Annotated in this window: 26 protein-coding genes; 5 read left to right on the top strand and 21 right to left on the bottom strand. The window is 34.1% G+C overall.

All coding sequences use genetic code 11. The annotated features are described in order from the left end of the window. Positions 1 to 86: 86 nt before the first annotated feature. The 4 genes from KFV12_RS05825 to rpmB all read left to right on the top strand — a co-directional run bounded on the left by KFV12_RS05825 (position 87) and on the right by rpmB (position 3,349). A complete protein-coding gene (locus KFV12_RS05825) occupies positions 87 to 986 on the top strand; it encodes an AAA family ATPase (protein WP_254257540.1) in 900 nt (299 codons plus the stop codon). After that, positions 973 to 2,064, top strand: coding sequence for a hypothetical protein (locus tag KFV12_RS05820; RefSeq protein WP_254257539.1), 1,092 nt, complete (start codon positions 973 to 975; stop codon positions 2,062 to 2,064). Before KFV12_RS05825 ends, KFV12_RS05820 begins: the two co-directional genes overlap by 14 nt. Beyond that, a complete protein-coding gene (locus KFV12_RS05815) occupies positions 2,054 to 3,073 on the top strand; it encodes a hypothetical protein (RefSeq protein WP_254257538.1) in 1,020 nt (339 codons plus the stop codon). The genes KFV12_RS05820 and KFV12_RS05815 overlap by 11 nt, the downstream gene beginning before the upstream one ends. Positions 3,074 to 3,160: 87 nt before the next feature. Next, positions 3,161 to 3,349 carry a 50S ribosomal protein L28 gene (rpmB, locus tag KFV12_RS05810; protein WP_096076757.1) on the top strand — a complete coding sequence of 63 codons (189 nt, stop codon included), beginning with the start codon at positions 3,161 to 3,163 and terminating at the stop codon, positions 3,347 to 3,349. A 55-nt stretch (positions 3,350 to 3,404) separates the two neighbouring features. Here rpmB and KFV12_RS05805 read toward each other — a convergent pair whose 3' ends face one another. The 6 genes from KFV12_RS05805 to KFV12_RS05780 form a co-directional block, all read right to left on the bottom strand. Then, positions 3,405 to 4,046 (bottom strand): thiamine diphosphokinase, encoded by a 642-nt coding sequence (locus KFV12_RS05805; RefSeq protein WP_254257537.1) that lies wholly within the window; start codon positions 4,044 to 4,046, stop codon positions 3,405 to 3,407. A 1-nt stretch (position 4,047) separates the two neighbouring features. Continuing rightward, positions 4,048 to 4,695, bottom strand: a complete 648-nt coding sequence (gene rpe / locus KFV12_RS05800; RefSeq protein WP_254257633.1) for a ribulose-phosphate 3-epimerase — start codon at positions 4,693 to 4,695, stop codon at positions 4,048 to 4,050. Further along, a complete protein-coding gene (gene rsgA, locus KFV12_RS05795) occupies positions 4,692 to 5,567 on the bottom strand; it encodes a ribosome small subunit-dependent GTPase A (RefSeq protein WP_254257632.1) in 876 nt (291 codons plus the stop codon). Before rsgA ends, rpe begins: the two co-directional genes overlap by 4 nt. A 14-nt stretch (positions 5,568 to 5,581) precedes the next feature. Further along, positions 5,582 to 6,421 carry a formate/nitrite transporter family protein gene (locus KFV12_RS05790; RefSeq protein ID WP_111714598.1) on the bottom strand — a complete coding sequence of 280 codons (840 nt, stop codon included), beginning with the start codon at positions 6,419 to 6,421 and terminating at the stop codon, positions 5,582 to 5,584. 131 nt (positions 6,422 to 6,552) lie between these two features. Then, positions 6,553 to 8,535 (bottom strand): KUP/HAK/KT family potassium transporter, encoded by a 1,983-nt coding sequence (locus KFV12_RS05785; protein WP_254257536.1) that lies wholly within the window; start codon positions 8,533 to 8,535, stop codon positions 6,553 to 6,555. A 91-nt stretch (positions 8,536 to 8,626) separates the two neighbouring features. Continuing rightward, positions 8,627 to 8,950, bottom strand: coding sequence for a hypothetical protein (locus tag KFV12_RS05780; RefSeq protein ID WP_254257535.1), 324 nt, complete (start codon positions 8,948 to 8,950; stop codon positions 8,627 to 8,629). 90 nt (positions 8,951 to 9,040) lie between these two features. On the opposite strand from KFV12_RS05780, the gene KFV12_RS05775 reads away from it, so the two are divergent. Next, positions 9,041 to 9,349 (top strand): rhodanese-like domain-containing protein, encoded by a 309-nt coding sequence (locus tag KFV12_RS05775; RefSeq protein ID WP_111714595.1) that lies wholly within the window; start codon positions 9,041 to 9,043, stop codon positions 9,347 to 9,349. A 41-nt stretch (positions 9,350 to 9,390) separates the two neighbouring features. Here KFV12_RS05775 and KFV12_RS05770 read toward each other — a convergent pair whose 3' ends face one another. From KFV12_RS05770 to gmk, 15 genes are all read right to left on the bottom strand, one after another. Continuing rightward, a complete protein-coding gene (locus KFV12_RS05770; protein ID WP_254257534.1) occupies positions 9,391 to 10,668 on the bottom strand; it encodes a cytochrome P450 in 1,278 nt (425 codons plus the stop codon). 51 nt (positions 10,669 to 10,719) lie between these two features. Continuing rightward, the gene (locus KFV12_RS05765) at positions 10,720 to 11,586 is read right to left on the bottom strand and encodes a PDZ domain-containing protein (protein WP_254257533.1); all 867 of its coding nucleotides are present in this window, start codon (positions 11,584 to 11,586) and stop codon (positions 10,720 to 10,722) included. 110 nt (positions 11,587 to 11,696) lie between these two features. Continuing rightward, the gene (gene pknB / locus KFV12_RS05760; protein ID WP_254257532.1) at positions 11,697 to 13,754 is read right to left on the bottom strand and encodes a Stk1 family PASTA domain-containing Ser/Thr kinase; all 2,058 of its coding nucleotides are present in this window, start codon (positions 13,752 to 13,754) and stop codon (positions 11,697 to 11,699) included. Beyond that, a complete protein-coding gene (locus tag KFV12_RS05755; RefSeq protein ID WP_254257531.1) occupies positions 13,755 to 14,492 on the bottom strand; it encodes a Stp1/IreP family PP2C-type Ser/Thr phosphatase in 738 nt (245 codons plus the stop codon). Between the two features lie 4 nt (positions 14,493 to 14,496). Next, positions 14,497 to 15,588, bottom strand: coding sequence for a dual-specificity RNA methyltransferase RlmN (rlmN, locus tag KFV12_RS05750; RefSeq protein WP_099577601.1), 1,092 nt, complete (start codon positions 15,586 to 15,588; stop codon positions 14,497 to 14,499). A gap of 2 nt (positions 15,589 to 15,590) precedes the next feature. Then, positions 15,591 to 16,901 carry a 16S rRNA (cytosine(967)-C(5))-methyltransferase RsmB gene (rsmB, locus tag KFV12_RS05745; protein WP_254257530.1) on the bottom strand — a complete coding sequence of 437 codons (1,311 nt, stop codon included), beginning with the start codon at positions 16,899 to 16,901 and terminating at the stop codon, positions 15,591 to 15,593. Then, positions 16,891 to 17,829, bottom strand: a complete 939-nt coding sequence (gene fmt, locus KFV12_RS05740) for a methionyl-tRNA formyltransferase (protein ID WP_254257631.1) — start codon at positions 17,827 to 17,829, stop codon at positions 16,891 to 16,893. Before fmt ends, rsmB begins: the two co-directional genes overlap by 11 nt. Then, positions 17,816 to 18,304 (bottom strand): peptide deformylase, encoded by a 489-nt coding sequence (gene def, locus KFV12_RS05735; protein ID WP_239242608.1) that lies wholly within the window; start codon positions 18,302 to 18,304, stop codon positions 17,816 to 17,818. Before def ends, fmt begins: the two co-directional genes overlap by 14 nt. A 597-nt stretch (positions 18,305 to 18,901) precedes the next feature. After that, on the bottom strand, positions 18,902 to 19,084 hold the full coding sequence (locus KFV12_RS05730; RefSeq protein WP_254257529.1) for a hypothetical protein: 183 nt from the start codon (positions 19,082 to 19,084) through the stop codon (positions 18,902 to 18,904). A 543-nt stretch (positions 19,085 to 19,627) separates the two neighbouring features. Beyond that, positions 19,628 to 19,828, bottom strand: a complete 201-nt coding sequence (locus KFV12_RS05725) for a hypothetical protein (protein WP_254257528.1) — start codon at positions 19,826 to 19,828, stop codon at positions 19,628 to 19,630. Positions 19,829 to 20,011: 183 nt separating this feature from the next. After that, the gene (locus tag KFV12_RS05720; protein WP_254257527.1) at positions 20,012 to 20,371 is read right to left on the bottom strand and encodes a hypothetical protein; all 360 of its coding nucleotides are present in this window, start codon (positions 20,369 to 20,371) and stop codon (positions 20,012 to 20,014) included. A gap of 102 nt (positions 20,372 to 20,473) precedes the next feature. Continuing rightward, on the bottom strand, positions 20,474 to 22,852 hold the full coding sequence (gene priA, locus KFV12_RS05715) for a primosomal protein N' (protein ID WP_254257526.1): 2,379 nt from the start codon (positions 22,850 to 22,852) through the stop codon (positions 20,474 to 20,476). Next, complete coding sequence (gene coaBC, locus KFV12_RS05710) at positions 22,849 to 24,045, bottom strand: bifunctional phosphopantothenoylcysteine decarboxylase/phosphopantothenate--cysteine ligase CoaBC (RefSeq protein ID WP_254257630.1); 1,197 nt, start codon at positions 24,043 to 24,045, stop codon at positions 22,849 to 22,851. Before coaBC ends, priA begins: the two co-directional genes overlap by 4 nt. Before the next feature lie 48 nt (positions 24,046 to 24,093). After that, the gene (gene rpoZ / locus KFV12_RS05705) at positions 24,094 to 24,300 is read right to left on the bottom strand and encodes a DNA-directed RNA polymerase subunit omega (RefSeq protein ID WP_099577587.1); all 207 of its coding nucleotides are present in this window, start codon (positions 24,298 to 24,300) and stop codon (positions 24,094 to 24,096) included. Beyond that, positions 24,301 to 24,921 carry a guanylate kinase gene (gene gmk / locus KFV12_RS05700; protein WP_111714587.1) on the bottom strand — a complete coding sequence of 207 codons (621 nt, stop codon included), beginning with the start codon at positions 24,919 to 24,921 and terminating at the stop codon, positions 24,301 to 24,303. Between the last annotated feature and the right edge of the window lie 102 nt (positions 24,922 to 25,023).

The raw sequence follows: 25,023 nt of genomic DNA, 5'->3' as shown, positions 1-25,023 counted from the left end.
TACACAAAATGACAAAATTATACTCAGAAATTTAACTTTTTGCTATAATTAATTTACTAAATATTCAAAAAAATGAGGTAGATAAGATGAACACCATAATACAGGAATGGGAAAAAGGATTTATCGGCCATACAGAAAGTTTAAATATTATCTACTGTGCAATGCTCAGTAGAGGACATATTTTACTGGAAGGTCCACCAGGTGTCGGAAAAACACAACTCGCACATACAATCGCACATTCTTTAGGTCTACAATTTAATCGTATTCAGTTTACACCTGATGTGTTACCGAGCGATATTACAGGAATAAAGTTTTTCCACCCTGGATCGAAACAGTTTGAAATTAAATATGGCCCAGCATTTACAAATATATTACTTGCAGATGAAATTAACCGTGCGACACCGAAAACACAAAGTAGTTTGCTTGAAGCAATGCAGGAACATACTATAACGATTGATGACACTACACACGTGATACCCGAACCTTTTTTTGTCATCGGCACTCAAAATAATATTGAGACAAATCAAGGTACATACCCTTTACCGGAAGCACAATTAGATAGATTTATCGTCAAGATTAACGTAACTTATCCAGATATTGATGCAGAAAAAAATATATTGTTGAAACAATTTACCAATATACAAAATGTTCTGGATAAAGAAACATTAATCGCTCATCAAAAAGAAATTGAAAAGATACATATCGATGAAGATTTAACAACTTATATCGTTCAAATATTGAATGAAACGAGAAATCATCATAATATCACAACAGGATTAAGTACCCGTGCAGGCATTCAAATAAGACAGATGGCACAAAGCTATGCTTATCTGCATGACAGAAAATATGTCATACCTGACGATATACAGGCAGTCATACCATATGTAGCACTTCATAAAATTCAGTTTAACAATCATGTTAGAAATCATAATGAAAAGATTGATTGTCTAAATGAATGTTTAGGAAATATTCATGTTCCATTATAAAAATGATATCAACTTAAAACCTGTATATAACCTTGCACCAGCCAATGCATTACTAATGCTTGTATTAATTTTTAGTTTATTTTTAAGATTTTTCTTGTTTTCTTATTTTATCGTATTAATCTATATCTTATTTTTTTTAGATAGACGTTTCGCTTTAAAACACGCTATTTTAATTGAAGATGATCAGCAACACACTTATCCATTCGTTGATTCAGACTTTAATTACAAAGTTTTTATAACATCAAAATCATCACTAAAGTTAAAAATTCGCTTTGGGCTGGAACAAAATTACTTTGCAAATCAAAATCGCTCACAAATAATAGAAACTGAATTAAACCCTAATGAAATGACAGTTATTTCACTACCGATAACAATCAATAAGCGCGGTAGATTCAAAGTAAATATATATGAAGTTGAAGTAGATGGATTCTTTAAGTTATTGCGTTATAAAGTAGACCAACCATTCTCTTTATCAACATTATATGCAAGTTACGGTACCTATAATCAAAAAAATATTGAGCACGAGCTGTCACTGGATGAAACAGGTCATAAAGTCACAGGTCCTTCTAACGATAAATATAGTAATTTGCCTTATCAATATGACTTGCCTTTCCATCTCATTGACTTTAATGCATCATTAAAAGCTAATGAGCTGCTAGTTAAACAAACAGAAGTTTATGAAGCAAATCAAATTATGCTTAGCGCAAATGTATTAAGTAATCAGCACATCCATCATAAAATCGAAGAAATTCTAAAGTCACTTTCAGATTATGCCTATACTTATTTCGAACAGCACATGTCTTTTTACATTGCGGTTAATATAAAAACGAGCCTCATTTCAGATGAACCAGTTGTCATTACTATAAAAAACACAGGTGATATGCATGTGATGCATCGGGCTATTGCTGAATTCAATCAGGATAGTTACACTTTTCAATTCAGTAACCTCGTTGACGAAGTGCTTCATACTCATAAAGTAAACCGATGGATTCATTTCGGAGAAATAAAAGATAGTGAAGTTATGAAAATAAAGCATAATATGATTCATTTTGAGCGAGGTGAAATCGATGCAATATAAAAATATTTTTAATTATTTTATTTTTTTTATTGCTTTATCACCTTTAACGTTTATTCATTCTTCATTTTTTATCGTTCATGTTTTTTTGTTATTGATGCTATATCATACGAAAGAAAATTTTTTACTAATCTTAAGTATTACGATAATCATCAGTATATTTGCAAGTATTTATCTTGATGTATCACATTTTTATTTGATATTATTATACGGTTTAGTTGCATTATATAATGTGACAAACGACATGCATTTAGCATATTACGTTCAATCATTCTTTATCGTGCATCTATTGTTATTTCTAAGTTATTATCAACATTTTTATGTGCTCGCTGCAATCTATACGGTATGTATGATTTTCATTTTATTGTTCCCGATATTTAACGATTATAAAAAGATTATTGCTTTAATAAGTATTATGATCGCAACCTTCATAATCGGTATAGGTTTATTAATAACATATCAAACGGTTGTTATGCATATCCCTTCTAATATTTTGAAAAATATTGATTATGAGCCGATGAAAATCAATCCTAGGCAGATTGAAGATATAAAACAGAAAGAATCACCTTCAATAGAAACAAAACCGATGAGAAAAATAAAAAAAGAACCTGACAACTTCTTATGGGTTTATGCATTGGCAACGATAATACTTTCAATTATCGCGTTAATACTCTACAAAAGACGAGATGTATTTCAGATACCACAAATCCAACAAGAAAGTAGAAAGATTCAATATGTTCATCAATTTAAAACAGTAAATTCAGATTATAAACATCTACCACCTTTTTATATGAAGCACCTTAAGAAACTGGAATCACTTTATATTAAAAAGGGTTATCCGATTAAGCCGAATAAAACGTTTGCTCAAAACTTCAGTCAGATCAATACTGCAAATCCATTAATAGATTTTATCTATGAAATGCGTTATTATAATCTACAGGATACAAAAGGGAATAGAAAGCAATTTATCAGTCATATAGAAGCAGTAAAAAATGGATTAACAGATAAATAAATCTTGCAATCAAAAGTCGATTGTGATAAATTGTTATAGTATGTAAGATCAAGTGTATCTCTATATTCTATTAAAGGAGGCAAAACAATGGCTAAAGTATGTCATGTTACAGGTCGTAAAGCAGTTTCAGGTAACAACCGTTCTCACGCAATGAACTACAGCAAACGTCGCTTTGGTGCTAACTTACAAAAAGTTAGAATCTTAGTTGATGGTAAGCCTAAACGTGTATGGGTTTCAGCTCGTGCATTAAAATCAGGTAAAGTGACTCGCGTTTAATTGAATATATAGATACAAAAAAGACCTTTGTGTGAAAGGTCTTTTTTTATTTGTCTTATTTAGCTTCGCTACTTTGAATCATATAGACCATACCTTGTTCGACTGTTATTTCTGCTCGGTCCTTTATAAATTCATTGCTTACTGTGCGGGTAAACCCCATTTTTACTTCTAAACGGTCTGTATCATATTTTAATCCTTCTATCGTTAACAGAACACCATCATTTACCGGAATAAATGATATATATTTTTTATCTTCGCTTCTTTCAATAATATGTGTACCGGTAGATAATACCTGTATTTCATTAAATGCATCTACAATAATAAATTCCGTTTCAGATAATAACAGGTCTGGATGGACAAGTGTCTGTAAATTACCTAGAAAGTGATCAAGTCTTCCACCAGTTGCCCCATGAATATAAACTTTGTCATAACCTAATCCATTTGCATATTGTACACCAACTTCAAGATCTGTTTCGTTTTTCTCAGATGGCAGATATTCAATTTCAATTACTTCTTCAATCCTTAAACGTTCATCTTCAGACACAGAATCAAAATCACCAAATGCTGCTATAGGTCGAATACCTGCATCAACAAGCATTATTGTCCCGTAATCAATACCAATCCAATCTTCATTATGATATTTTTCTAAAAGGGAATTTGATACCCCTAAATGTGTACAAAGTATATGTAAGTCCATATTACTCACCTCTCAATACACTTGTTGGTATTGATAAATCTTTATGCTTAAAGAAGTATGATCCTGCTACTAATACATCAGCACCCGCTTCAATACAAGTTTTAGCAGTATCTTTGTTTACCCCACCATCAACTTCGATTTCAAAATTAAGATGATGTTTTTCTTTATAATCTTTTAAAAATTTAATTTTCTCAATACCATTTTCGATAAATTGCTGACCACCAAAGCCAGGATTGACTGTCATGACAAGCACAAGGTCAACATCCTTAAGCAGAGGTACAACGGAATCAATAGGTGTACCTGGATTTAGGGTAACACCAGCTTTCTTCCCTGTAGCATGAATCATTTGAACTGCCCTATGAATATGATTTGTTGCTTCAACATGTATGGTAATAATATCACTACCCGCTTCAGCAAAGGTTTGAATGTATCGCTCAGGATCCTGGACCATTAAATGTGTATCAATCGTTAAATCAGTAACTTGTCTAATTTGATTTAAGATTGGAAAAGCAAAAGAAATATTTGGAACGAAATTGCCATCCATCACATCAAAATGTATATAGTCTACTCCTGCTTCTTCCAGACGCTTAATTTCCTGCTGTAAATTTAAAAAATTACAAGATAGTAAACTTGGTGCTACTTTCATCAGTATCTCACCTTTCTCGTGTCTATTTCATTTAACATTTGCTGATAATGTAAATATCTAGATTCTAGAATTTCTCCATTTTCAACACCTGCTTTAATTGCACAACCTGGTTCATTGATATGCATACATTCTCTGAATTTACATTCATTGGCACGTTCAGCGAATTCAATAAAACAATATTTTAATGTATTTCTATCAAGATTATCTAAATTTAATGAACTAAAGCCCGGTGTATCTGCGATATAGCCATGATCTAATGGAATCAATTCAACATGTCTTGTCGTATGTTTCCCACGATTAAGCGCATTACTAATAACACCAGTATTCAAATTCGCATCTGGTATTAAAGCATTGATAAACGATGATTTACCTACACCAGATTGTCCAGCAAGCACAGTGATGCCTTTTATTAAATCATTAAAGTTTTGTTGTTCTAGATTTGAAACGAACATTACTTCATATCCAATACGTTCGTAATAATTTAACTGCGTCGTAATAAAACTAATCTCCTGTTCATTTAATAAATCTTTCTTTGTCACAAGAAGGACAGGTTCTACATCATAAGATTCAATAATCGTAATAAACTTATCTACTAAATTTAAACTGAATTCAGGTTCTTTTGCACTCATGACGATTATTACGCGATCTACATTTGCCACAGGCGGTCGCACCAGTGCATTTTTTCTTTCATGAATCTCAAGAATGTAACCATCGTTTTCGTTCTCTATTTGAAATGTCACGAAATCACCGACATATGGTGTTATACCTTTTTTTCTGAAATTTCCTCGTGCACGACATTGATAAATTGCGCTATCATCTTCACTTTTCACATAATAAAAACCGCTTAAAGCTTTAATAATTTGACCTTTAATAATATTCACCTCTTATATTAATGTCTTTTCGGAGCATTTAAATATGCATAGAATAAACCGATAAATAGTCCCCCACCAACATAATTACCCAGACCACTAAATAATAAATTTCTTAGCATAGGTAAGATGTTCTCCGGGTTGAATTGATAAAATAAAGAACAGATAAACATAACGCCATTAGCGATAACGTGTTCATATCCCATATATGCAAATATCGTCACACCGATAATCATGGCAACCATCTTTGGTAAAGCTTCTTTAAAATGCATCGTTACGATGATAGAAATATTGATAAAAAAGTTGGCTAATATTCCGCGAATAAAAATATCACCATTTGATAAATGAAGCTTCTTATCAACGATTATACGCATTAATCCAAGCATATCATTTGATACTACTGTACTAAATTTTAACAGACTAAACAACAATATACCACCTATCATATTACTAAGAAAACACAGGGTAAAAACAAGTAATGCACGACGAACTGTCACTGATTTATAGAAAATACCAACTGTAAAATACATAAAATTACTTGTTAGCAGTTCCGAATAGGTAAATATAATAAAAATTAGTGCAAAACTGAAAGTTATTCCACCGACAAGACTAGCCAGATCTGCACCAATGTATGGCGTAAAATCAATGCGCGTTTTCCAGGTGAATACTATCATTAATCCGATAATAAAACCTGCCATCATCGCTCTAAATATATATCTGATAAAAAAATCTTTTACGAGACTTTCTTTCGTTAAAACTGTGTCCTGTATCCCATCCATTAACTTTCTTCCGTAAAAAAACTTTTCGGTTTCCGGAAAGTTAAAGTTGTCTGCTTCAGTTGACTGAGTATTATTTTTCATATCCTATCTCCTTATGTGATTTATTTCACAAGATAATTTTAATGCATTCTCACTAAATATACAATAACTATTTTTCCAAGAAAAAAAGCAACAGGACAAATAAATGCCCTGTTGCTTTGATATGCTTATAATTAATCGATACGTTTCATCGGTATCGTTTTTGTCATCGGTGTAGTAAGCGGTATCGTTTCGTACATCACTTCATTGGATGGAAGTTCAAACCACTTCACTGGTGATGCAGTAAATCGTTTTATAGCAATCTTCCATTGAAGGATAAGACGCTCATACCATAACAGGTCACCATCCAGTAAAACTTCGTCCTTAAGTACTACAAATTTAAAGTCACTAATAATTCGCAAATTGTTAGTACCATACGGTCTGAACTGCTCTTTCATCTGTTTTGTTTTAACTAAAGTTCTGGCAATGTTCTTAACATAGTAATTGACGTTCTGGTGCATTCTAAATCCTAATATTAACTGAACTTTAAATATTGAGTCAGTATTAAAGTTTTCTATTCGATAATTAACCTGAAACGGTTCGTCACTAACTTTTACATTTACAAACCAATACACATCAGCACGTTTTGGACGTCCGTCTAATATAGACTTAATCACTTGTTTCTCTATCATACGATTCTCTTCATTCGTCGTTAAGTAAACCAGATTAGTCGCAAATTTCGGTACACTACGATCTTGTTTTAATGACTTCAGTTGTCCTAAATATTCATCGATCGCAACATCATGCGATTGTTTATCTTTTATCAAATAACCGTTATACCATACGATCATGATAAATATGATCAAGCAAGAAATAAGCACTGCCACATAACCACCATGCATAAATTTTGCCAGACTTGAGATAAAGAATGCGAATTCTAATATAAAGAAGAAGCCAATCGTTAAATATAATAACAATGTATTGACTTGTTTCGTTTTAAGATAATAAGAAAGTAAAATTGTTGTCATCATCATTGTGACAGTAATACTTAATCCATAAGCTGCTTCCATGTTGACACTCGTTTTAAAATAGAGGACAACAAGTATACATAAAAACCAGATAACTGCTGTCACAGTTGGAATATACATTTGACCTTTTACTGTCGAAGGATATTTAATATCCAGTTTAGGCATAAACTTTAAATGGATTGCTTCAGAAACTAAAGTGTATGCTCCAGTAATTAAAGATTGCGATGCAATGATTGCAGCAAATGTCGCCATTAATACACCATAAAGAATGAAAGACTCAGGCATAATCTGAAAAAATGGATTAATTTCTTCTAGATGCTTTGTATCTCCAATATGCTGAATTGTCCAGGCACCCTGTCCAAGATAGCTTAAAATCAACATTATTTTTACAAATGGCCATGTGTAGTAAATTGACTTTTTACCGACATGTCCCATATCTGAATAAAGTGCTTCTGCACCAGTCGCACATAAAAATACTGTCCCTAAAATTAATAATCCCATCTTATTGTCAGGACTAAATAATATTTTAATGCCAAGTAATGGATTAAAAGCTTCTAAAACAGATAAATCCTGCATAAGCTGAATCGTTCCGAATATACCCATCATCGAAAACCATAACAGCATCACCGGTCCAAAGATTTTACCGATACTTCCTGTACCAAATCGTTGAGCAAAAAATATAGCCGTAATAATCGCGATAACAATCATAATAATATTATTTTGATCAGATGCGAAACTATGATAAAAATAAGGAATTTCCTGTAGCCCTTCGATAGCTGATGTCACAGTAACTGCAGGTGTCAAAATACCGTCGGCGAGTAAAGCAGCACCACCGATGATTGCCGGAACAAGTAACCATTTCTTCTGCTTGCGTACGAGTGTATATAGACTAAATATACCACCCTCACCATGGTTATCCGCACGCATACAAATCATCACGTACTTTATTGTTGTCAGCATCGTGAGTGTCCATATAACAAGTGAAAGACATCCTAAAATATATTCTCTTGTTAAATTTGATAATCCTCCGTTAACAGATACTATTGCTTTCATTACATATAAAGGTGATGTTCCTATATCGCCATATACAATACCAAGAGCGATTAACAACATCCCTATATTCACTTTTTTATTCTGATTTATATGCATTATCGCACCTCTAATCATTTACTTATCGATTTCAACCGATTCTTGCATTTTATTCTTATTTAAAGCAAATTACAATAAAATTTTTTAACAATTATTGATTACCCAGTTTCTCGTTTTTACGATCAATATTTTTATATGATTTGCCAAGATTTTCTTTATATTCCGGCTTTAATTCCAAATCGTATTTTTTAAGTAATTCTCTTTCTACTTCCAGCTTTATTCGATCTATATGTGACTGACTCATACGACGATAGATCCTATAGTTGAAGAATAGTATCGATAACATCAAGATAACTAGACTAGAAAATCCGAATATCACCATCAATTGAAGCTGATCTATCATCGCTTGAAACTGATCCTGTTTTTCAATAATAAAATCTTCTAGATTTTTAAATGGTTTTGTAAAAAATATCATGAATAACCCCCCTTATATTTTTCTTATTGTTTTATAAATGCACTAAATATATGTATGATATTACTATAAATGAAGAATGGAGTGAAACAAATGACAAAAACAATCACATTAGACGCGATACAGGATGCAATCAATACTGGAACAGATGCAGTAATATTAGATGTAAGAGAATTAGATGAATTTGTAGCAGGTCATATTCCTCAAGCTACACATCTTCCACTATCTGAAATTGAAACACAATCAGTTGCTCTTGCTAAAGATGTTGAATATATTATTATTTGTAAAAAAGGTGGCCGTGCAATGAAAGCTGGTCAGTACTTAGAAGATAAAGGCTATAACGTTACAGTTGCAGAACAAGGTATGGATGACTGGACTGGCGAAGTAAAGATAGAAGATTAAAAATAACCGTGCTCAATCGAGCACGGTTTTTAAATACATTTCTATTTAGTACGATCAATATTCAATCTAACATTATTTATAAGCATGCCTGATTTCACACGCCCTGGTAATTTCGTACGATCAACAGTAAAATCTTGTGGTGGCACATCGTAATTAATTTCCTGCGCGAAGTATTTCATTGTTTCTTCCATAATGATAATTGTCATCCATTCTCCTGCACAGCGATGATTCGTATGATAGTCTCCTCCACCTTGAGGAATCAAATCAAACGGACTACCATCCCAATTATCAAAACGATACGGATTAAATCGTTCTGGTTCGCTAAATGTATCTTCTCTATGCAATGTACCAAATACATCTAATATAATCATCGTATCTTTCTTAATCTTATAGCCATCAAATTCTATATTCTTAGCAGCTTTACCTGGCAAGAAAGGTACGAAAGGATAATAACGACGAACTTCCTGAACAAACTTATACGCATAATCATTATCATTACGTGCAACACGCGTTCTTTCTCCAGGAAACTCATGCATCGCAAGTACCCCATAAGCAACAAATCGGTTAATAGCAACAAGCGGTCGAATCACATTCATTAAATCTACAGAACAAAGTCTCGAATCCATTGGTTTGCCGTTCATATCTTCCCAATGACTGAATTCATATAAGGCACTTCCTGGTTCAGGATGAATTTTCCCTTTACGTGTCTTAATAATTTGCTCTTCTAAGAAATCTTCTACACGTGCACGTGCTTTTTTAGCTTCACGATATCCTTTATACGGTGAACCGATTGCTCCAAATGAATCAATCATCTTATCCATATCCATTGCATGTTGTTCAATATTTTCAGGTGTTTCGATAATACCGGCCCATCTAAAGCCAACTTTTGTTAATAAAATAATAGACTCTTTATATACGTTCACTTCATCCATTAACTGCATACGTTGCGTATTCTGAAACCAGTAATTGCGCGTTAACTTACGTAAATATGTTAAATTTTCATCTGTCATTAATGACATAAATAAAGCTTTTCTATCAATATGCTTTTTGCCCGTCGTTGTATGTATCGCACCTTTCCCAAATAACGTCTTAACTACACGAGGTGGTAATGTACCAGATCTTTCAATTTTATCGTTATCATAAAATAATTCAGCAGCTTGTTTACCGCTAATAACAACAGCTTGTTTACCGCCTAGAACACGCGTTTCAAATACATTTGAATTAAATTTTTTCGTACGATTCTGGATATATTCATATCCTTCTTTCATAATCGTTAAAGTATTATCAAGACCTCTATCTTTTGGCATTCTTTTCGCCATGATGATTCCCCCTAATAAGTATTAATTATCTATACCCTAAATTACAAAAATTTAACTTAAAATTATTCGTTTTGCCTCTTCCATTATTGCATCACTTTCTGCTTCGTTCGTTATATGTATATCCGGTTGAACTACAAATTCTTCATCTGTGCCATATACGAATACAAAGTCATCAAATTCAATTGTATTAAAGATGTTTGCCGCACCGAAAGAATTTTCTCCAATTTTCTTTGCATTACTTTGTGATGCAAAATACTCAGGACTTCCTTTCGTTAATGGTGATATCAGGATAATATCAGCTGCATATTGATGTGACTTTATACCACGTGCATAACGAAGATCTAAAATTACAGGAACATCATGCTGATATGTAATCAATTCATCAAAATTATAGATTGTAACAACCTGATAGCCGTCATATCGTCTTACTGTATTTTCTGGAAATTGATTGAAGTGCTGTACATCAAATGTATATTCTTCTGCCCTGCGTAAAACTGTAAGCTGTGATTGTTTAGCAATAATATGTGTCCAGTCCTGATTATTATCATCTTCATGAAATAACAATTTTTTGTATCTCGATTCAAGAATATTAATTTCATCATTACTCATTTTTGTAATGACATCCCCAACAACGAGACGATTATCATCATTTACTTCTGTGACGATTAACACATCACCTTGTTTTTTTACGTAAAAGCCATTATGTCCTACCATATCTTTGTGAAAGAAAAACAGGCTTTTTATTTGTAGTTCAGTTAAATATTCCAACATAATCTGTTGAAAAGTATAGTCATTGTTCGGTGCTAGATTTTTGATAATATTTAAATATAATGTATTTGCAGCATCATCTGATAAATCATACTGTGCTGCTATTTTCTCTTTCACTTCAGAAAATATTTCGTGGTAATGGTATGACATGTCGTGACCCCCTTGTGTGTATATTTAAAATATAGGTTTAATTATTAAATATTACAAATAAAAAGCATAAAAAGACGGCAAAAAATGAATTTACTATGCCGTCTAAAAAACTATTCAATTTCGTCATAATCGATTTGTTCCTGCAAATACGTCTTGCCATCAATTTTTATAATAATCGCACCTTGTGTATCTGGTTCAACTGTAAGTACTAATCTTTTCTTACTTTCTTTTGTTGTTTCATAAGATTCATAGATTGTTGAAATATCATTGTTTTTATCTTTAATAAAAATCTCGACAAGTTGTGGCATCTTTTCGGTAGCAGGCGGTTCAGAAGGTTGTTCTACAGTATCACCTTCTTCATTTGTAGCAGGTGCTTCTGTTGTTGGCGTCACTTCTTTGCCTTTATACGGAATACTAACCGTTCCGATGTACTTCTTATCTTTTTCTTCTGGTGTTTCAGTAGTGACTTTCTCTTCTGTATTCTTTTTCTCTTTTCCTTTTGATACTTCAAAATTTATTGTTGATCCATAAGGGAACTTTATGTTACGGACATTCTGAGAAATAATATCACCTTTTGCAACGTCATCAGAATATATTACTTGTACCACATTAACGACAAAACCTAATTGCTCAAGTTCAACTTTGGCTTTTTCAAAGGATTGACCCGTATAATCCTGTACAAATATCTCTTCAACGCCTTTAGAAACTGTAAAAACAAGATTCGTATCTTGAGGCACCACTTCTTTATTACCCTTTACATTTTGCTTAATAATCGTGCCTGACTTCTCATAATTATAGACTTGCTTAACTTTCACTGATTTGAAACCTTGCTTTTCTAATTTTTTCTTGACCTTCATGATATCCTGACCCACATAATCTTCAAACATAAACTTTTTAGTGCCTTTCGATACAGTGAGATTTATTAGTGATAACTCTTTCACTTTTTCTCCAATCATTGGGTCAGATTCTATCACAGTACCATCGTCATATGAATCATTATAAACATAATCAACATGACCTTTTCGTAAATTATTTTGTTCAAGTAAACTTGTTGCTTCTGATATTGATTTACCATTGATATCCGGTACTTCACTATATTTTGGTGCAAAGGTCATATAAGCAATAGCCGTTCCTAAACCTAAAATAAGTAACAACGGTAATAACCATAACCACCATTTTCTCTTTTTTTTCTTCGGTTCATGATTATCAATTTCATCATTATTTTGAACCTCTACTGATTCTGTTGGTATCGTTGAAACAGGATGCATTTCAATCGTATCATCAGCTTGTACAACTGGAATCATCCTTGTCGCATCGTCAACAATCATCATTTTCGGTTCTTCAGATCGTTCTTCGTCAAGACAGGTGTTTAAATCATCATACATTTCCTGCGTAGTACGGTAACGTTGATATTTCTCTTTCATCGTTGCTTTCAAAATAATATTTTCAAGCGCTTGAGGTACTGCTGGGTTTTCTTCGATTACAGATGGCAGTTGTTCCTGAATGTGCTTAATTGCTACACCGACTGCAGATTCACCTTCATGAGGAGGATGTCCGGTCAACATTTCAAATAAAACGATACCTATTGAATATATATCACTTGCTTCATCCGTTTGTTTTCCTTTCGCTTGTTCAGGTGACAAGTAATGCACACTTCCCATAATATGGTTCGTATGCGTCATCGCTGTCTCACTCAATGCGCGTGCTATCCCAAAATCAGATATTTTAAGCTCTTTTGATTGCGTCATTAAAATATTTTGAGGTTTAATATCACGATGTATAATACGATGTTGATGCGCATGTTCAATACCACGCAGTATTTGTTTTGTGAAGAATACTGCTTCTTCAACATCTAACGGACTATTATCACGTATATATTCATGTAAAGTTGGGCCATCAATATATTCCATAATCATATAATAATGACGTTCATCTTCATCGACATCGAGCACTTTAACGATATTAGGATGAGATAATGTCGTTGCATTCTGTACTTCACGTTCAAAACGCTTAACCGCACGATCAACATCGACAGGAGGAATATTAATGATTTTTACAGCGACCTGTGTATCTAAAATAATATCATCGGCGAGGTATACACTACTCATTCCTCCACCGCCGATATATTTCACTAACTTATAGCGATCACTAATAATTGTACCAATCATTTATTCGCCCCCTTTTAAAGGGACTAGTACTACAGATATATTATCACGTGCTCCTGCCTCAACAGAAGCATTAATCAATGCTTCTCCAGCTGCTTTTACATTTTCACGCGTCTTGATAACATCATGTATGTATGATTCTTCAAGATAATCAGTTAGACCATCAGAGGATAATAAAAGATAATCATAACGGTCGAAATCATATTCAAACATATCCGGATGGATACGTTTGTCAGACCCCATAACTTTTGTGATAACATTGCGTTGAGGATGGTTACGTGCCTCTTCTTTCGTTAAACCACCAGCCATCAGTAAATGATTTACAAATGTATGATCATGCGTTACCTGGCGCATTTCACGCTCATTGATAAGATAAGCACGTGAATCACCAACGTTCGCAATTACAACCTGATGGTCGAACATTAAAGCACAAACTAGAGTAGTACCCATTCCTTGATTTTCATTATTTTCATGACTTCGCTGATAAAGTTGACGATTAATATCCGAGATATTACTTTTCAGCCAACTTTCAGCATTTTGACGTTCAATATAGTTTTCCTCTGTAAAACGTGCACCAAGTAAATCATTAACAAAATTACTTGCTACATCCCCTGCATTATGTCCACCCATACCATCACAAATAACTACGAGCATCTGTCCAGTATGATTGTAATATACTCCGCCAGCATCTTCATTGCGTTGTCTGACCGGTCCCATATCCGTAAAAAAACGTGCGTGCATATGACTACCTCGTTTCTTCTGCTCTTTCTTTCGCGCGTAATTGTCCACATGCAGCATCAATATCTGCACCATGTTCACGTCTAATTGTAGCATTTATTCCATTTCTTTTTAATTCTTTTTCGAACTTAAAGATGTCTTCTTTCGGTGTACGTACGTAATCACGTTCCGGTACATGGTTAACCGGAATTAAATTCACGTGACAGTTTAAATGTTTAATTAGTTTAGCAAGCTCTTTCGCATGATGTACCTGATCATTCACGCCACCAAATAAACCATATTCAAAAGTGATACGGCGTCCTGTCTTATTCACATAGTATTCAATTGATTCCATTAACTTCTCAAGATCATATGCACGGTTAATCGGCATTAAACGACTTCTAATATCATTATTAGGACCGTGTAGACTTAATGCAAAGTTAATTTGTAATGCTTCATCCGCGAAATCATAGATTCTTGGTATGATACCAGATGTAGAAACTGTGATATGACGTGCGCCAATGTTTAATCCATCATCATGGTTAATAATCTTTAAAAAGTCCATCATTTCTTCGTAGTTTTCGAATGGTTCACCGATACCCATAATAACAACGTGACTTACACGTTCTTCTGTTAAATCCAGCGCTTGTTGTACTGCAAGTACTTGAGCAACGATTTCACCCGCTTCTAAATTACGTTTTAATCCACCTAACGTAGATGCACAGAATGTACAGCCGATACGACAACCAACTTGTGTCGTAACACAGACAGAATTACCGTAATCGTGACGCATTAATACTGTTTCAATTGTATATCCGTCTTGTAGTTCAAATAAGAACTTAATTGTTCCATCCTTACTTTCCTGCTTAACGACTGTTTTTAAAGTCGTCATCGTAAAGTTGCTTTCTAGCACTTCGCGTAATTCTTTTGATAAGTTCGTCATATCTTCAAAACTTGTTACACGTTTTACATATAACCAGTCAAAAATTTGTTTCGCTCTAAATGATTGTTGCTTGTGATCTGCTAACCAATCTTTTAACTCATCCAATTGTAATGAGTAGATTGACGGTTTTTCAAAATTGGGCATAAATTTTTTATTCTTCTTTTCTAATAAAGCCATAATTATTCACTCTTCCTTCTTAACTTTGCAATAAAGAATCCGTCAGACTTTAAATCTTGCGGTAATATTTGCAATAGTTTATGTTCACCTAATACTGGTAATTTTATCGGTTCAATCTCGAAATCCGGGTTCTGTTTTATAAATGAGTAGACTACGTTGTCATTTTCCATCTGTTCTATCGTACATGTTGAGTATACTAAGAGACCACCTGGTTTTACAACTTTACTGGCATTCGTGAGTATTTCTAATTGCATCGGCCAAAGTGTATCAATATCTTTAGGTGTCTTTTCATATTTAATCTCAGGTTTACGTTTAATAACACCAAAGCCTGAGCAAGGTGCGTCGACAAGGACTCTATCATACATTCCTTCAAAAGGTTCGAGCGCATCATGAACTGAAGGTTCTATATTGCGTAAACTTAAACGATTAATATTATATTTAATTAAATCAATTTTATGGGGATAAACATCATGACTGATAACGCGACCAGTTCGGTTCATCTTTTCAGCGATATGACAAGCTTTACCACCTGGCGCACTACATGTATCGAGAATTGTTTCCCCTTCTTTTGGATCTAATACATGCGCAACAAGCATACTTGAAGCATCCTGAACACTTAAGAAACCATGTTTAAATAATGGATTCTGAACAATCGGTGGTCCATCTATCAATAAACATTCAGGAATGATTTCAGATTGTTCAACTGCATACCCTTCGTTCTGTAAACGCTGAATAGCTTCATCGATCGTAATTTTTGTCGTATTGACACGTACCGTTGTATCAGGATACGTCAGAAATTCTTCCGCCATCGCACGTGTCTTATCGTAACCGAAATGTGTATTCCAATGTTTAATTAACCAAAGCGGTGTACTTGTTTCAATACTTAAACGCTTTAGGTCATCTTTAATTTCAGCAAAATCGCGTAATTCACTACGCTGGAAGTTACGCAAAATAGCATTCATTGTATTGGCACCACTAACTGAGCCACGTTGCTTTGTGATTTCAACCGCTTCATTAATAATCGCATGATCAGGTACTTTGTCTAAATATACAGCCTGATAAACACTCATTAATAGTAAACGACGCATCCAACCTTTAATATTTGCTTTTATAAAAGGTTCAATGTAAAACTCAAGCGTTAATTTATGTTGTAAAGTCCCGTAAACAAGTTCAGTGAGTAATGCTCTATCAACAGGTTCAACATAACCTTCTTTAATCGCTTCATTAATAAGCAAATTGCTATAGCCACCATCCGTTAAAACCTGATCCAAAATTTCTAAGGCAATATATCTAACACTACGTTTATGCTCCATTAAATGTCTGCCCCACAATCGTTTGTTTTAATCCTGCAACGTAACTACCGGCATTCATTCGTTTCTTGCCAGCAGGTTGAACTTCAGTGAGCAACACTGCACCGTCGTTTGTCGCCACTTTAATCCCTTTATTATCTGTACTTATTATTTCTCCCGGTTGTCCTGAACCCTCCACAATTTCAGACATCCAGAGTTTCATGTTTTGTCCATCAAGTTTAGCAAAACCTACCGGCCATGGACTTAACCCACGGATATGATCATGAACGGCTTGACTAGTTCGATCAAAAGAAACAAATTCTTCTTCTCGACTGACGTTTGAAGCAAACGTTGCGGCGTCGTGATCTTGCGGTATTCTGTCATTTGTTTCTGCAAATATATCCGGTAAAGTCTGTATTAACAATTTCGTACCTGCTGTACTTAATTTGTCATGTAATGTGCCAACTGTATCATTTTGTTCAATTGGTACAACAACTTGAGCAATCATATCACCAGCATCTAGTTTTTTAGCCATGTACATAATAGTAACACCTGATTCTCTTTCACCATTGATAATAGCTTTATGAATCGGTGCACCTCCACGATATTTCGGTAACAATGAAGCATGTACATTTATACAACCAAGTCGAGGAATTTCAAGCACACGCTCAGGTAACAATTGACCGTATGCTGCTGTAATAATAAGATCTGGATTTAAGTTTTGAACATATTCATAAGCTTCATCACTTGTCATCTTTTCCGGTTGATAAACTGCGATCCCAAGTTCTGTTGCCTGAACTTTTACAGGGGGAGCCGTAAGCACTCTCTTACGTCCGACAGGTTTATCCGGTTGTGTTATTACATGTGATACACCATATACTTCGTGTACAGCCTTTAAGATCGGTGCTGAAAAGTCAGGTGTTCCCATAAAAATAATATTAGGCTTCTTCATCATACATCGCCTCCAGCTCTTCTTCAGATACGTAACGCGTTACTTTATCAGTAAACATTGTACCGTACAGGTGATCAACTTCATGTTGAATGATACGCGCGATATCATCATATGCTGTCATTTCAATTTCATTACCTTCTAAATCATTTGCTTTTACAACAATTTCTGTTGAACGATCAACCATACCAAATACATCCGGCACCGATAAACAACCCTCAACATCACTCTCTTTAACTTCCGAGTAATAAGTAATCTCTGGATTTACGAGCTGTAAAATACCATCCTGTTCCATATCAACCAGTGCAACTTTTAAATCGACACCAATTTGAGGTGCTGCAATACCTACACCATTATAATGGTATAAACTATCTTCTAAATCCTGAATCAAAGCTTTTAGACTATCGTCAAAAGCCGTTACATCTTTCACTTCTCTATGCAGTAATGCATCATTTTTATCTATTAATGGTTTAATCAATGGACTTGCTCCTTTTTTATTCAATCATTCTATTTTACTTTATTTTGCGTAAGATTGCGATATATTCGTTTGAATGATAAAACTCTCTTTAACTTTGGCTAAAGAGAGTGTTTAGTGTCATTTTACTACATTTTGCGGTTATATACAAAATGTTGGGGTGAGTGGGTTTGATTTTATGATGCGGAAGCGGCTGTATTCTGTAAATACTACCGCTTACTCCCGTGATTTTAATTTTTTCTTTGCGGAAGCGGCTGTATTTTTGAAATACTACCGCTTACTCCCGTGATTTTAATTTTTCTTTGCAGAAGCGGCTGTATTTTTGAAATACTACCGTTTACTCCCGTGATTTTAATTTTTTCTTTGCGGAAGCGGCTGTATTTTTGAAATACTACCGCTTACTCCCGTGATTTTAATTTTTTCTTTGCAGAAGCGGTTGTATTCTGCAAATACTACCGTTTCCGTCACAACTTTACAATTCACATCACATCATCATATATGTATCACGTATAGCAAAAAAATAACATCCGATAAAATACAAAATACAGTATTATCAAGGGTTTAAAGCACCCTATCTGTAGTTTTATATTTCATTGGATGTTATCTATTGTAGTTTTGTTGTCGTTTTTTTGTAGTTTTTTCATTATTCCAAACAAGAGTAATAGAAACATAAACTAAAAAATATAATAAAAACCATGTGTCTAAATGACTTTGATTTACTTGTTTCATTGTAAGGAAAAATAAAACAACTGCTAATAAAGATAAAATAATTGTTCTAAGCAAAATTGAAACCTCCTAATTAACCTATTCTTTATTACATTGTAATATAACATAATAGAAGTGGTTAAAAATAATTGAAATTTAAGGTAAATTTAAGGTTTCACTACTCTGACATTCCGATTTTAAGCGTACAAATAAAAAATGTAGTTAAGACTATAAATTAAAGACAAAATAAAATCCCTACACAAAGTATAAGGACTTGATTATGATATTAAAAGTTTATCCTAACCAGTTTTGTGTATATGCTAATAACCCTAGAAATGCACCTATTCCCATACAAACTACCATCAAAATTACATCTAATTCTTTTAGTTTGTAGCTTTTATTATTCATAATAACATCCCTTTCACAAAGTAATATCATATAGAATTATCTTCCATTACAATCATCATAATGATATAAAGATTGTTTTTCAATGATTTATGCAAATTACAGTGTTCTGACATTCCGATTTTAAGCACGATAACTTTTATTTTGTGGGCGATTGTGTGAAAAGTGTTTTAAATTTTTGCATAAGAAAACCACATTGCTATTTATACAATGTGGTTATTTATGATTTTTATAATACTTTTTTTCTTCACTATCATAGTAGTGTATAAAAAGTATAGGTATTAATGCACATATTAAAGTTGGAATCATAGCATACTCACTTTTATAAATTGCTAGAAAGACACCGAGGATACCAAATAATGTCCCGATTATTGCTAATGAAATAAGTAGTTTAGATTTGAAAAATACATTATTCACTAAAAACCCTCCATTGAATTCATTTATTACTATAATCTTAATGGAATGGAAAATGATTGGCAAATCATAATAGTGAATATGAAATGACTTATCACACTGTAAACTACTATTTTACCGGTAATCATTGGCTATCTGACTATCACCCAAATCAACATTTATCACCATTAAAAAAGGATAACCAACTTAATGGCTACCCTCTATAACTTTATCAATCACTCTATCAAGATGTTTATTAATCATTGCCTCACCTATCATAAATATACGCTTAATCTCTACAATATCCTTACCCTGCAAGAAACAAAGGAATATAGCCTCTTCTCTTTCAGTCGCAACCTCTTGTACTTTTTCAATCAGCACATTAATAGTATTTGAATCTGCTATATTGGTAACTTGTTCAAGTGCTTCATTGTAATCAACATCACTCACAACAACTAAATTAAAGAAACCATCATCCTCCAGCATATGATCATCAATTTCAACATCTTCAATCTGTTTATGATAATTTAATATGTACTTCTTTAATTCCCGTTTTTCCTTACTCATACAGCAATCAAACACTTTCTATAGGGAAGTTATTGTTTTTTATCGATTATCATACTTATTATAAGTAATAAATACATATTTCAAGCAATTTTGCCCATATAATCACATCATCATATATGGATTAATATCTATATGCAGCGTAAACTTATCTTTCACAAACTGCTCATGATAATAATCATCAAGGTAGTTCAATGCTTTCAGTAATTCCGGTTCCGACTTAAACTTAATCATAATCTGGAAACGGTACTGGTTGTTAATGCGTGCAATCGGACTTGGTGCAGGCCCTAATACATAACTTCCCGGCGTCAAATGTTGTAATAATATTTGATGTATATGTTTACTTTCGAGTAGTACTTTCCTTAAATCGTGATGACTAAAATTCAGGTATACCATATAAAAATACGGTGGATACTTCCCTAGTCTACGATACGCCATTTCTTCTTTATAAAATCCATGGTAATTATTTGCTACTGCATATTGTATGGCATAATGTTCCGGATTGTATGTCTGAATGACGACTTCACCGCTTTTCGTGCTTCTTCCTGCACGTCCGGATACTTGTGTAAGTAATTGATACGTTTTCTCGCTAGCACGGAAATCGGGTAGATTCAGCATCGTGTCTGCATTTAATACTCCAACGAGTGTAATATCCGGAAAGTCTAAGCCTTTCGCAATCATCTGGGTACCAAGTAATATATTCGCTTCTTTTCGCTTAAACTGCTCAAGCAGTTTTTCATGAGATCCTTTCTTTCTTGTCGTGTCATTATCCATGCGGATAACTTTCGCATCACGAAATGTCTCATAAATAATTTCTTCAACTTTTTGTGTCCCAACACCCATCTCACGGATATGGTCACTGCCACAGCTTGGACATACGTTTACTGGAGGTTCTTTATATCCACAATAGTGACATTTAAGTTCATCGGTAAACTTATGATATGTCAGACTGATATCACAGTTTGGACACATCGGTACATGACCACAATCACGGCATAACATAAATTGTGCATGTCCTCGTCGATTTAAAAATAGTACGACCTGTTCATCTTTATCGATTTTTTCCTGAATCTTTTCTTTCAAAATTTCAGAGAACATCGATCGATTGCCATTTGCCAGTTCATCACGCATATTGGCAATATACATTTCAGGCATCGCCTGCTGATTTGCACGCGTTAACATTTCAAGCTTCGTATAGACGCCCTTTTCAGCTCTTGCATAACTTTCCAGTGATGGTGTCGCACTTCCTAATACGAGTGGGCATTGATGATATTGCGCACGCCATTCTGCTATCTCTCGTGCATGATATCTTGGATAATCTTCTTGTTTATAAGTCGTTTCATGTTCTTCGTCGATGATGATGATACCGATATCTTTGAATGGTGCGAATATACTACTTCGCGCACCAACTGATACACTTGCAGTCTGGTTCTTAATTTTACGCCACTCATCATATCGTTCACCGCTTGATAGTCCCGAATGTAATACTGCCACTTCATCACCAAATCGTGATTTAAAACGGTCAACCATTTGAGGTGTCAATGCAATTTCAGGGACAAGCACAATCGCCTGCTGATTATTGTCTAAAACATCGCTAATGAGCTGTAAATATACTTCTGTCTTACCTGACCCTGTAACACCATGTAGTAAAAATGTCTCAGCTTTTTTATTTTCATAAGCTTCGTGAATTACGTTATACGCAATTTGCTGTTCAGGAAGCAGTTGTTTCTTATCATCTTCAAAAAATACTTTATGTGCAAATGGATCTCGCATTTGTTCTAGTTCGACTTTTTCGAACACACCGTTCTTTATCAGTGTATTACATACCCCTTTTGAGATACCTCGTGCTTCTAATGCAACAAATGTTAATCCTTCACGGTTCGACAACACTTCCTCACATGCTGCAAGCTGCTTATCATTTTTTGCTAAAGACGCATAATCAATGCCTTCAACTAATCTTACTCCGAGTAATTTCTTCACCTTATTTTTCTGTGTCACTTCAATATCTTCTACGATATTTCCGTTTTTAATAAATGGGGTAAGTATCGACATCATTTCTAATTCTTGTGCACGCTCTAAATATAATTGATCATTGTTAAAATATTTTATTAAATCTTGCGGTATATCCTCGTCATTTACGATACGTAATATCTTCTTATACTTTCCTTTTAAAGCTGCAGGCAGCATGGCATCAAGTACTGCAATGCGTTTTGAAACATGTGTATAGCTCATCCATTCACTCAACTCAATCAGTTCCTGTGTCAATTCTGGTACATAATCCTGTACACTGATGATCGGTTTTAATTTATCAAATTCAGCTGTCTCACTTAATGCAATCACATACCCTTGGACTTTCCGTGGCCCAAAGGGAACGACGACGCGCATGCCAGGTATTATTTGTGTTTCTAGATGATCGGGAATTAAATAATCAAATAATCTGTCGACCCGTTTGCTATTCACATCTACAATAACTTTTGCGATCAATTAAATCCCTTCTTTATCACTTGTGTTAATATTTCGTGAGCAACACCTAATTTCGGCTGTTTTTCAATTAAAGCTTCACTTCCATCTTTAAAATACATCGTTACTGCATTATCATCTGACTTGAAACCAATCGTTTTGTCACCAACGTTATTTGCAATAATGACATCAGCATTTTTCTTAACGAGTTTGCCGCGTGCATACTTTTCAACCTGTTCGGTTTCAGCTGCAAATCCGATAACATATTGATGCGTTTTATGTGTCCCGATATACATTAGAATGTCCTGTGTACGTTTAAATGTAATCGTTAAATCACCGTCTTTTTTCTTAAGCTTCTGATCATACACTTCAACAGGCGTATAGTCTGCAACTGCGGCTGCTTTGATAATAATATCCGCTTCTTCCATGTTATCTTTTACTGCATTGAACATTTCTTCAGCACTTTCAATTTTGATATGATTTACACCTTGTGGCACATCTAGTGGTAAATCCATTGAAATTAACGTGACATGCGCACCGCGTACACTTGCCGCTTCAGCTAAACTGTACCCCATTTTGCCAGAAGAACGATTTGTTAAATAACGCACCGGATCTATTTTCTCAATGGTAGGTCCAGCTGTAATCAGCACACTTTTACCCGTTAAATTCTGTTCAACTTGTTTAATCTGCTGTTTTGTAGTGATGATGTTCATAATATCAATCGGTTCACTCATGCGTCCTTTTGCAATATAACCACAGGCTAAAAAACCTGCGCCTGGTTCAATGATTTGGACACCTCTATGATGTAATGTCTTTAAATTTTCAATGACTGCAGGATGATCGTACATTTTAGCGTTCATCGCAGGTGCAATATATACAGGACCAGTATATGCTAAATACGTTGCAGTAAGCATATTATCACTGATACCATGTGCCATCTTACCAATAGTTGATGCGGTAATCGGTGCGATTACCATACAGTCTGCCCAATCGGTGAGACTAATATGTTGAATTTCAGCTGGATTATGTTCTTTAAAGATATCCGTATACACAGGATTTCGACTCAGTGCCTGAAATGCCAGTGGTGTTACGAATTCCAGTGCACCCTCCGTCATAATCACACGTACTTCATGACCAGCCTGTGTCAGTTTGCTCGTTAAGTCAATCGCTTTATATGCCGCAATACCACCTGTTACACCTAATATTATTTTCATGATTTCCTCCTAGTAAAAAAACTGACAAAAATTAATTTGTCAGACTTAGTTTTAATTTGGTAATTCATTCGTAATTCTAATTTTATGCGCTGCGATTTCTTCTAAAGAACGGCCAACTGGTTTATATGAGATGTAATCATCTAATAATGCACCTTCTGGATTATCCTGTAATTCACGCGCACGTTTAGCTGCAAGTGTTACGATTAAGTATTTAGAATTTACATTTTTCTTCAATTGATCTAACGGTGGATTTAACATCTATTTTGCCTCCAATATCATTTTTCTAAAACGCGCTTCTATGCGTTCACGTTTTAAGTGTTCTGCTTCTACGATGGTCTGCACCTTTTGTTTTGCTTCCATTACTTCATCATTGATGACAACATAATCATATAAATTCATCATTTCTACTTCTTTACGCGCTTCATTAATACGGTTTTGTATCACTTCTTGTGATTCAGTACCACGACCGATTAAACGCTGTTCTAAATGTTCTAAAGTAGGTGGTGCCAAAAAGATAAATAAAGCTTCAGGAAATTTCTTACGTACTTGACGTGCACCCTGCACTTCTATTTCTAAAAATACATCTTTACCTGCATCCATCGTATCCCTAACATATTGTACAGGTGTTCCGTAATAATTACCAACATATTCTGCATATTCTATAAATGCATCTTCTTTTATCAATGCTTCAAATTCTTCTCTTGATTTAAAGAAGTAATCTACGCCATCAACCTCTCCAACGCGTTGGCCGCGTGTAGTCATAGAAATTGAATACTCAAAATCAGTTTCCGGATCATCGAATATTGCTTTACGCACTGTACCTTTACCAACACCTGATGGACCTGATAGAACAATTAATAACCCTTTTTCTTTCTCCATAATAACGACCTTTCATCTAAAAGTGATTATATTTAAATTTATCATAAAACTTAAGAAAAATACATGATAATATTAAACAGCTATGTTTTCTATTATAAATGT

The sequence above is a fragment of the Macrococcus epidermidis genome (assembly GCF_024205965.1).
Taxonomy (GTDB): Bacteria; Bacillota; Bacilli; order Staphylococcales; family Staphylococcaceae; genus Macrococcoides; species Macrococcoides epidermidis.
This window is presented reverse-complemented; position numbering and strand designations above follow the sequence as displayed.

Coding starts and splice junctions, on each gene's coding strand:
- rpoZ (WP_099577587.1), bottom strand. CDS start 24,300: ATGTTAAATCCACCGTTAGATCAATTGAAGAAAAATGTAAATTCTAAA.
- rpmB (WP_096076757.1), top strand. CDS start 3,161: ATGGCTAAAGTATGTCATGTTACAGGTCGTAAAGCAGTTTCAGGTAAC.
- KFV12_RS05790 (WP_111714598.1), bottom strand. CDS start 6,421: ATGAAAAATAATACTCAGTCAACTGAAGCAGACAACTTTAACTTTCCG.
- KFV12_RS05775 (WP_111714595.1), top strand. CDS start 9,041: ATGACAAAAACAATCACATTAGACGCGATACAGGATGCAATCAATACT.
- rlmN (WP_099577601.1), bottom strand. CDS start 15,588: ATGGCTTTATTAGAAAAGAAGAATAAAAAATTTATGCCCAATTTTGAA.
- KFV12_RS05785 (WP_254257536.1), bottom strand. CDS start 8,535: ATGCATATAAATCAGAATAAAAAAGTGAATATAGGGATGTTGTTAATC.
- KFV12_RS05770 (WP_254257534.1), bottom strand. CDS start 10,668: ATGGCGAAAAGAATGCCAAAAGATAGAGGTCTTGATAATACTTTAACG.
- KFV12_RS05765 (WP_254257533.1), bottom strand. CDS start 11,586: ATGTCATACCATTACCACGAAATATTTTCTGAAGTGAAAGAGAAAATA.
- KFV12_RS05820 (WP_254257539.1), top strand. CDS start 973: ATGTTCCATTATAAAAATGATATCAACTTAAAACCTGTATATAACCTT.
- pknB (WP_254257532.1), bottom strand. CDS start 13,754: ATGATTGGTACAATTATTAGTGATCGCTATAAGTTAGTGAAATATATC.
- KFV12_RS05780 (WP_254257535.1), bottom strand. CDS start 8,950: ATGATATTTTTTACAAAACCATTTAAAAATCTAGAAGATTTTATTATT.
- KFV12_RS05755 (WP_254257531.1), bottom strand. CDS start 14,492: ATGCACGCACGTTTTTTTACGGATATGGGACCGGTCAGACAACGCAAT.
- fmt (WP_254257631.1), bottom strand. CDS start 17,829: ATGAAGAAGCCTAATATTATTTTTATGGGAACACCTGACTTTTCAGCA.
- KFV12_RS05825 (WP_254257540.1), top strand. CDS start 87: ATGAACACCATAATACAGGAATGGGAAAAAGGATTTATCGGCCATACA.
- gmk (WP_111714587.1), bottom strand. CDS start 24,921: ATGGAGAAAGAAAAAGGGTTATTAATTGTTCTATCAGGTCCATCAGGT.
- KFV12_RS05805 (WP_254257537.1), bottom strand. CDS start 4,046: ATGGACTTACATATACTTTGTACACATTTAGGGGTATCAAATTCCCTT.
- rsmB (WP_254257530.1), bottom strand. CDS start 16,901: ATGGAGCATAAACGTAGTGTTAGATATATTGCCTTAGAAATTTTGGAT.
- KFV12_RS05720 (WP_254257527.1), bottom strand. CDS start 20,371: ATGAGTAAGGAAAAACGGGAATTAAAGAAGTACATATTAAATTATCAT.
- KFV12_RS05815 (WP_254257538.1), top strand. CDS start 2,054: ATGCAATATAAAAATATTTTTAATTATTTTATTTTTTTTATTGCTTTA.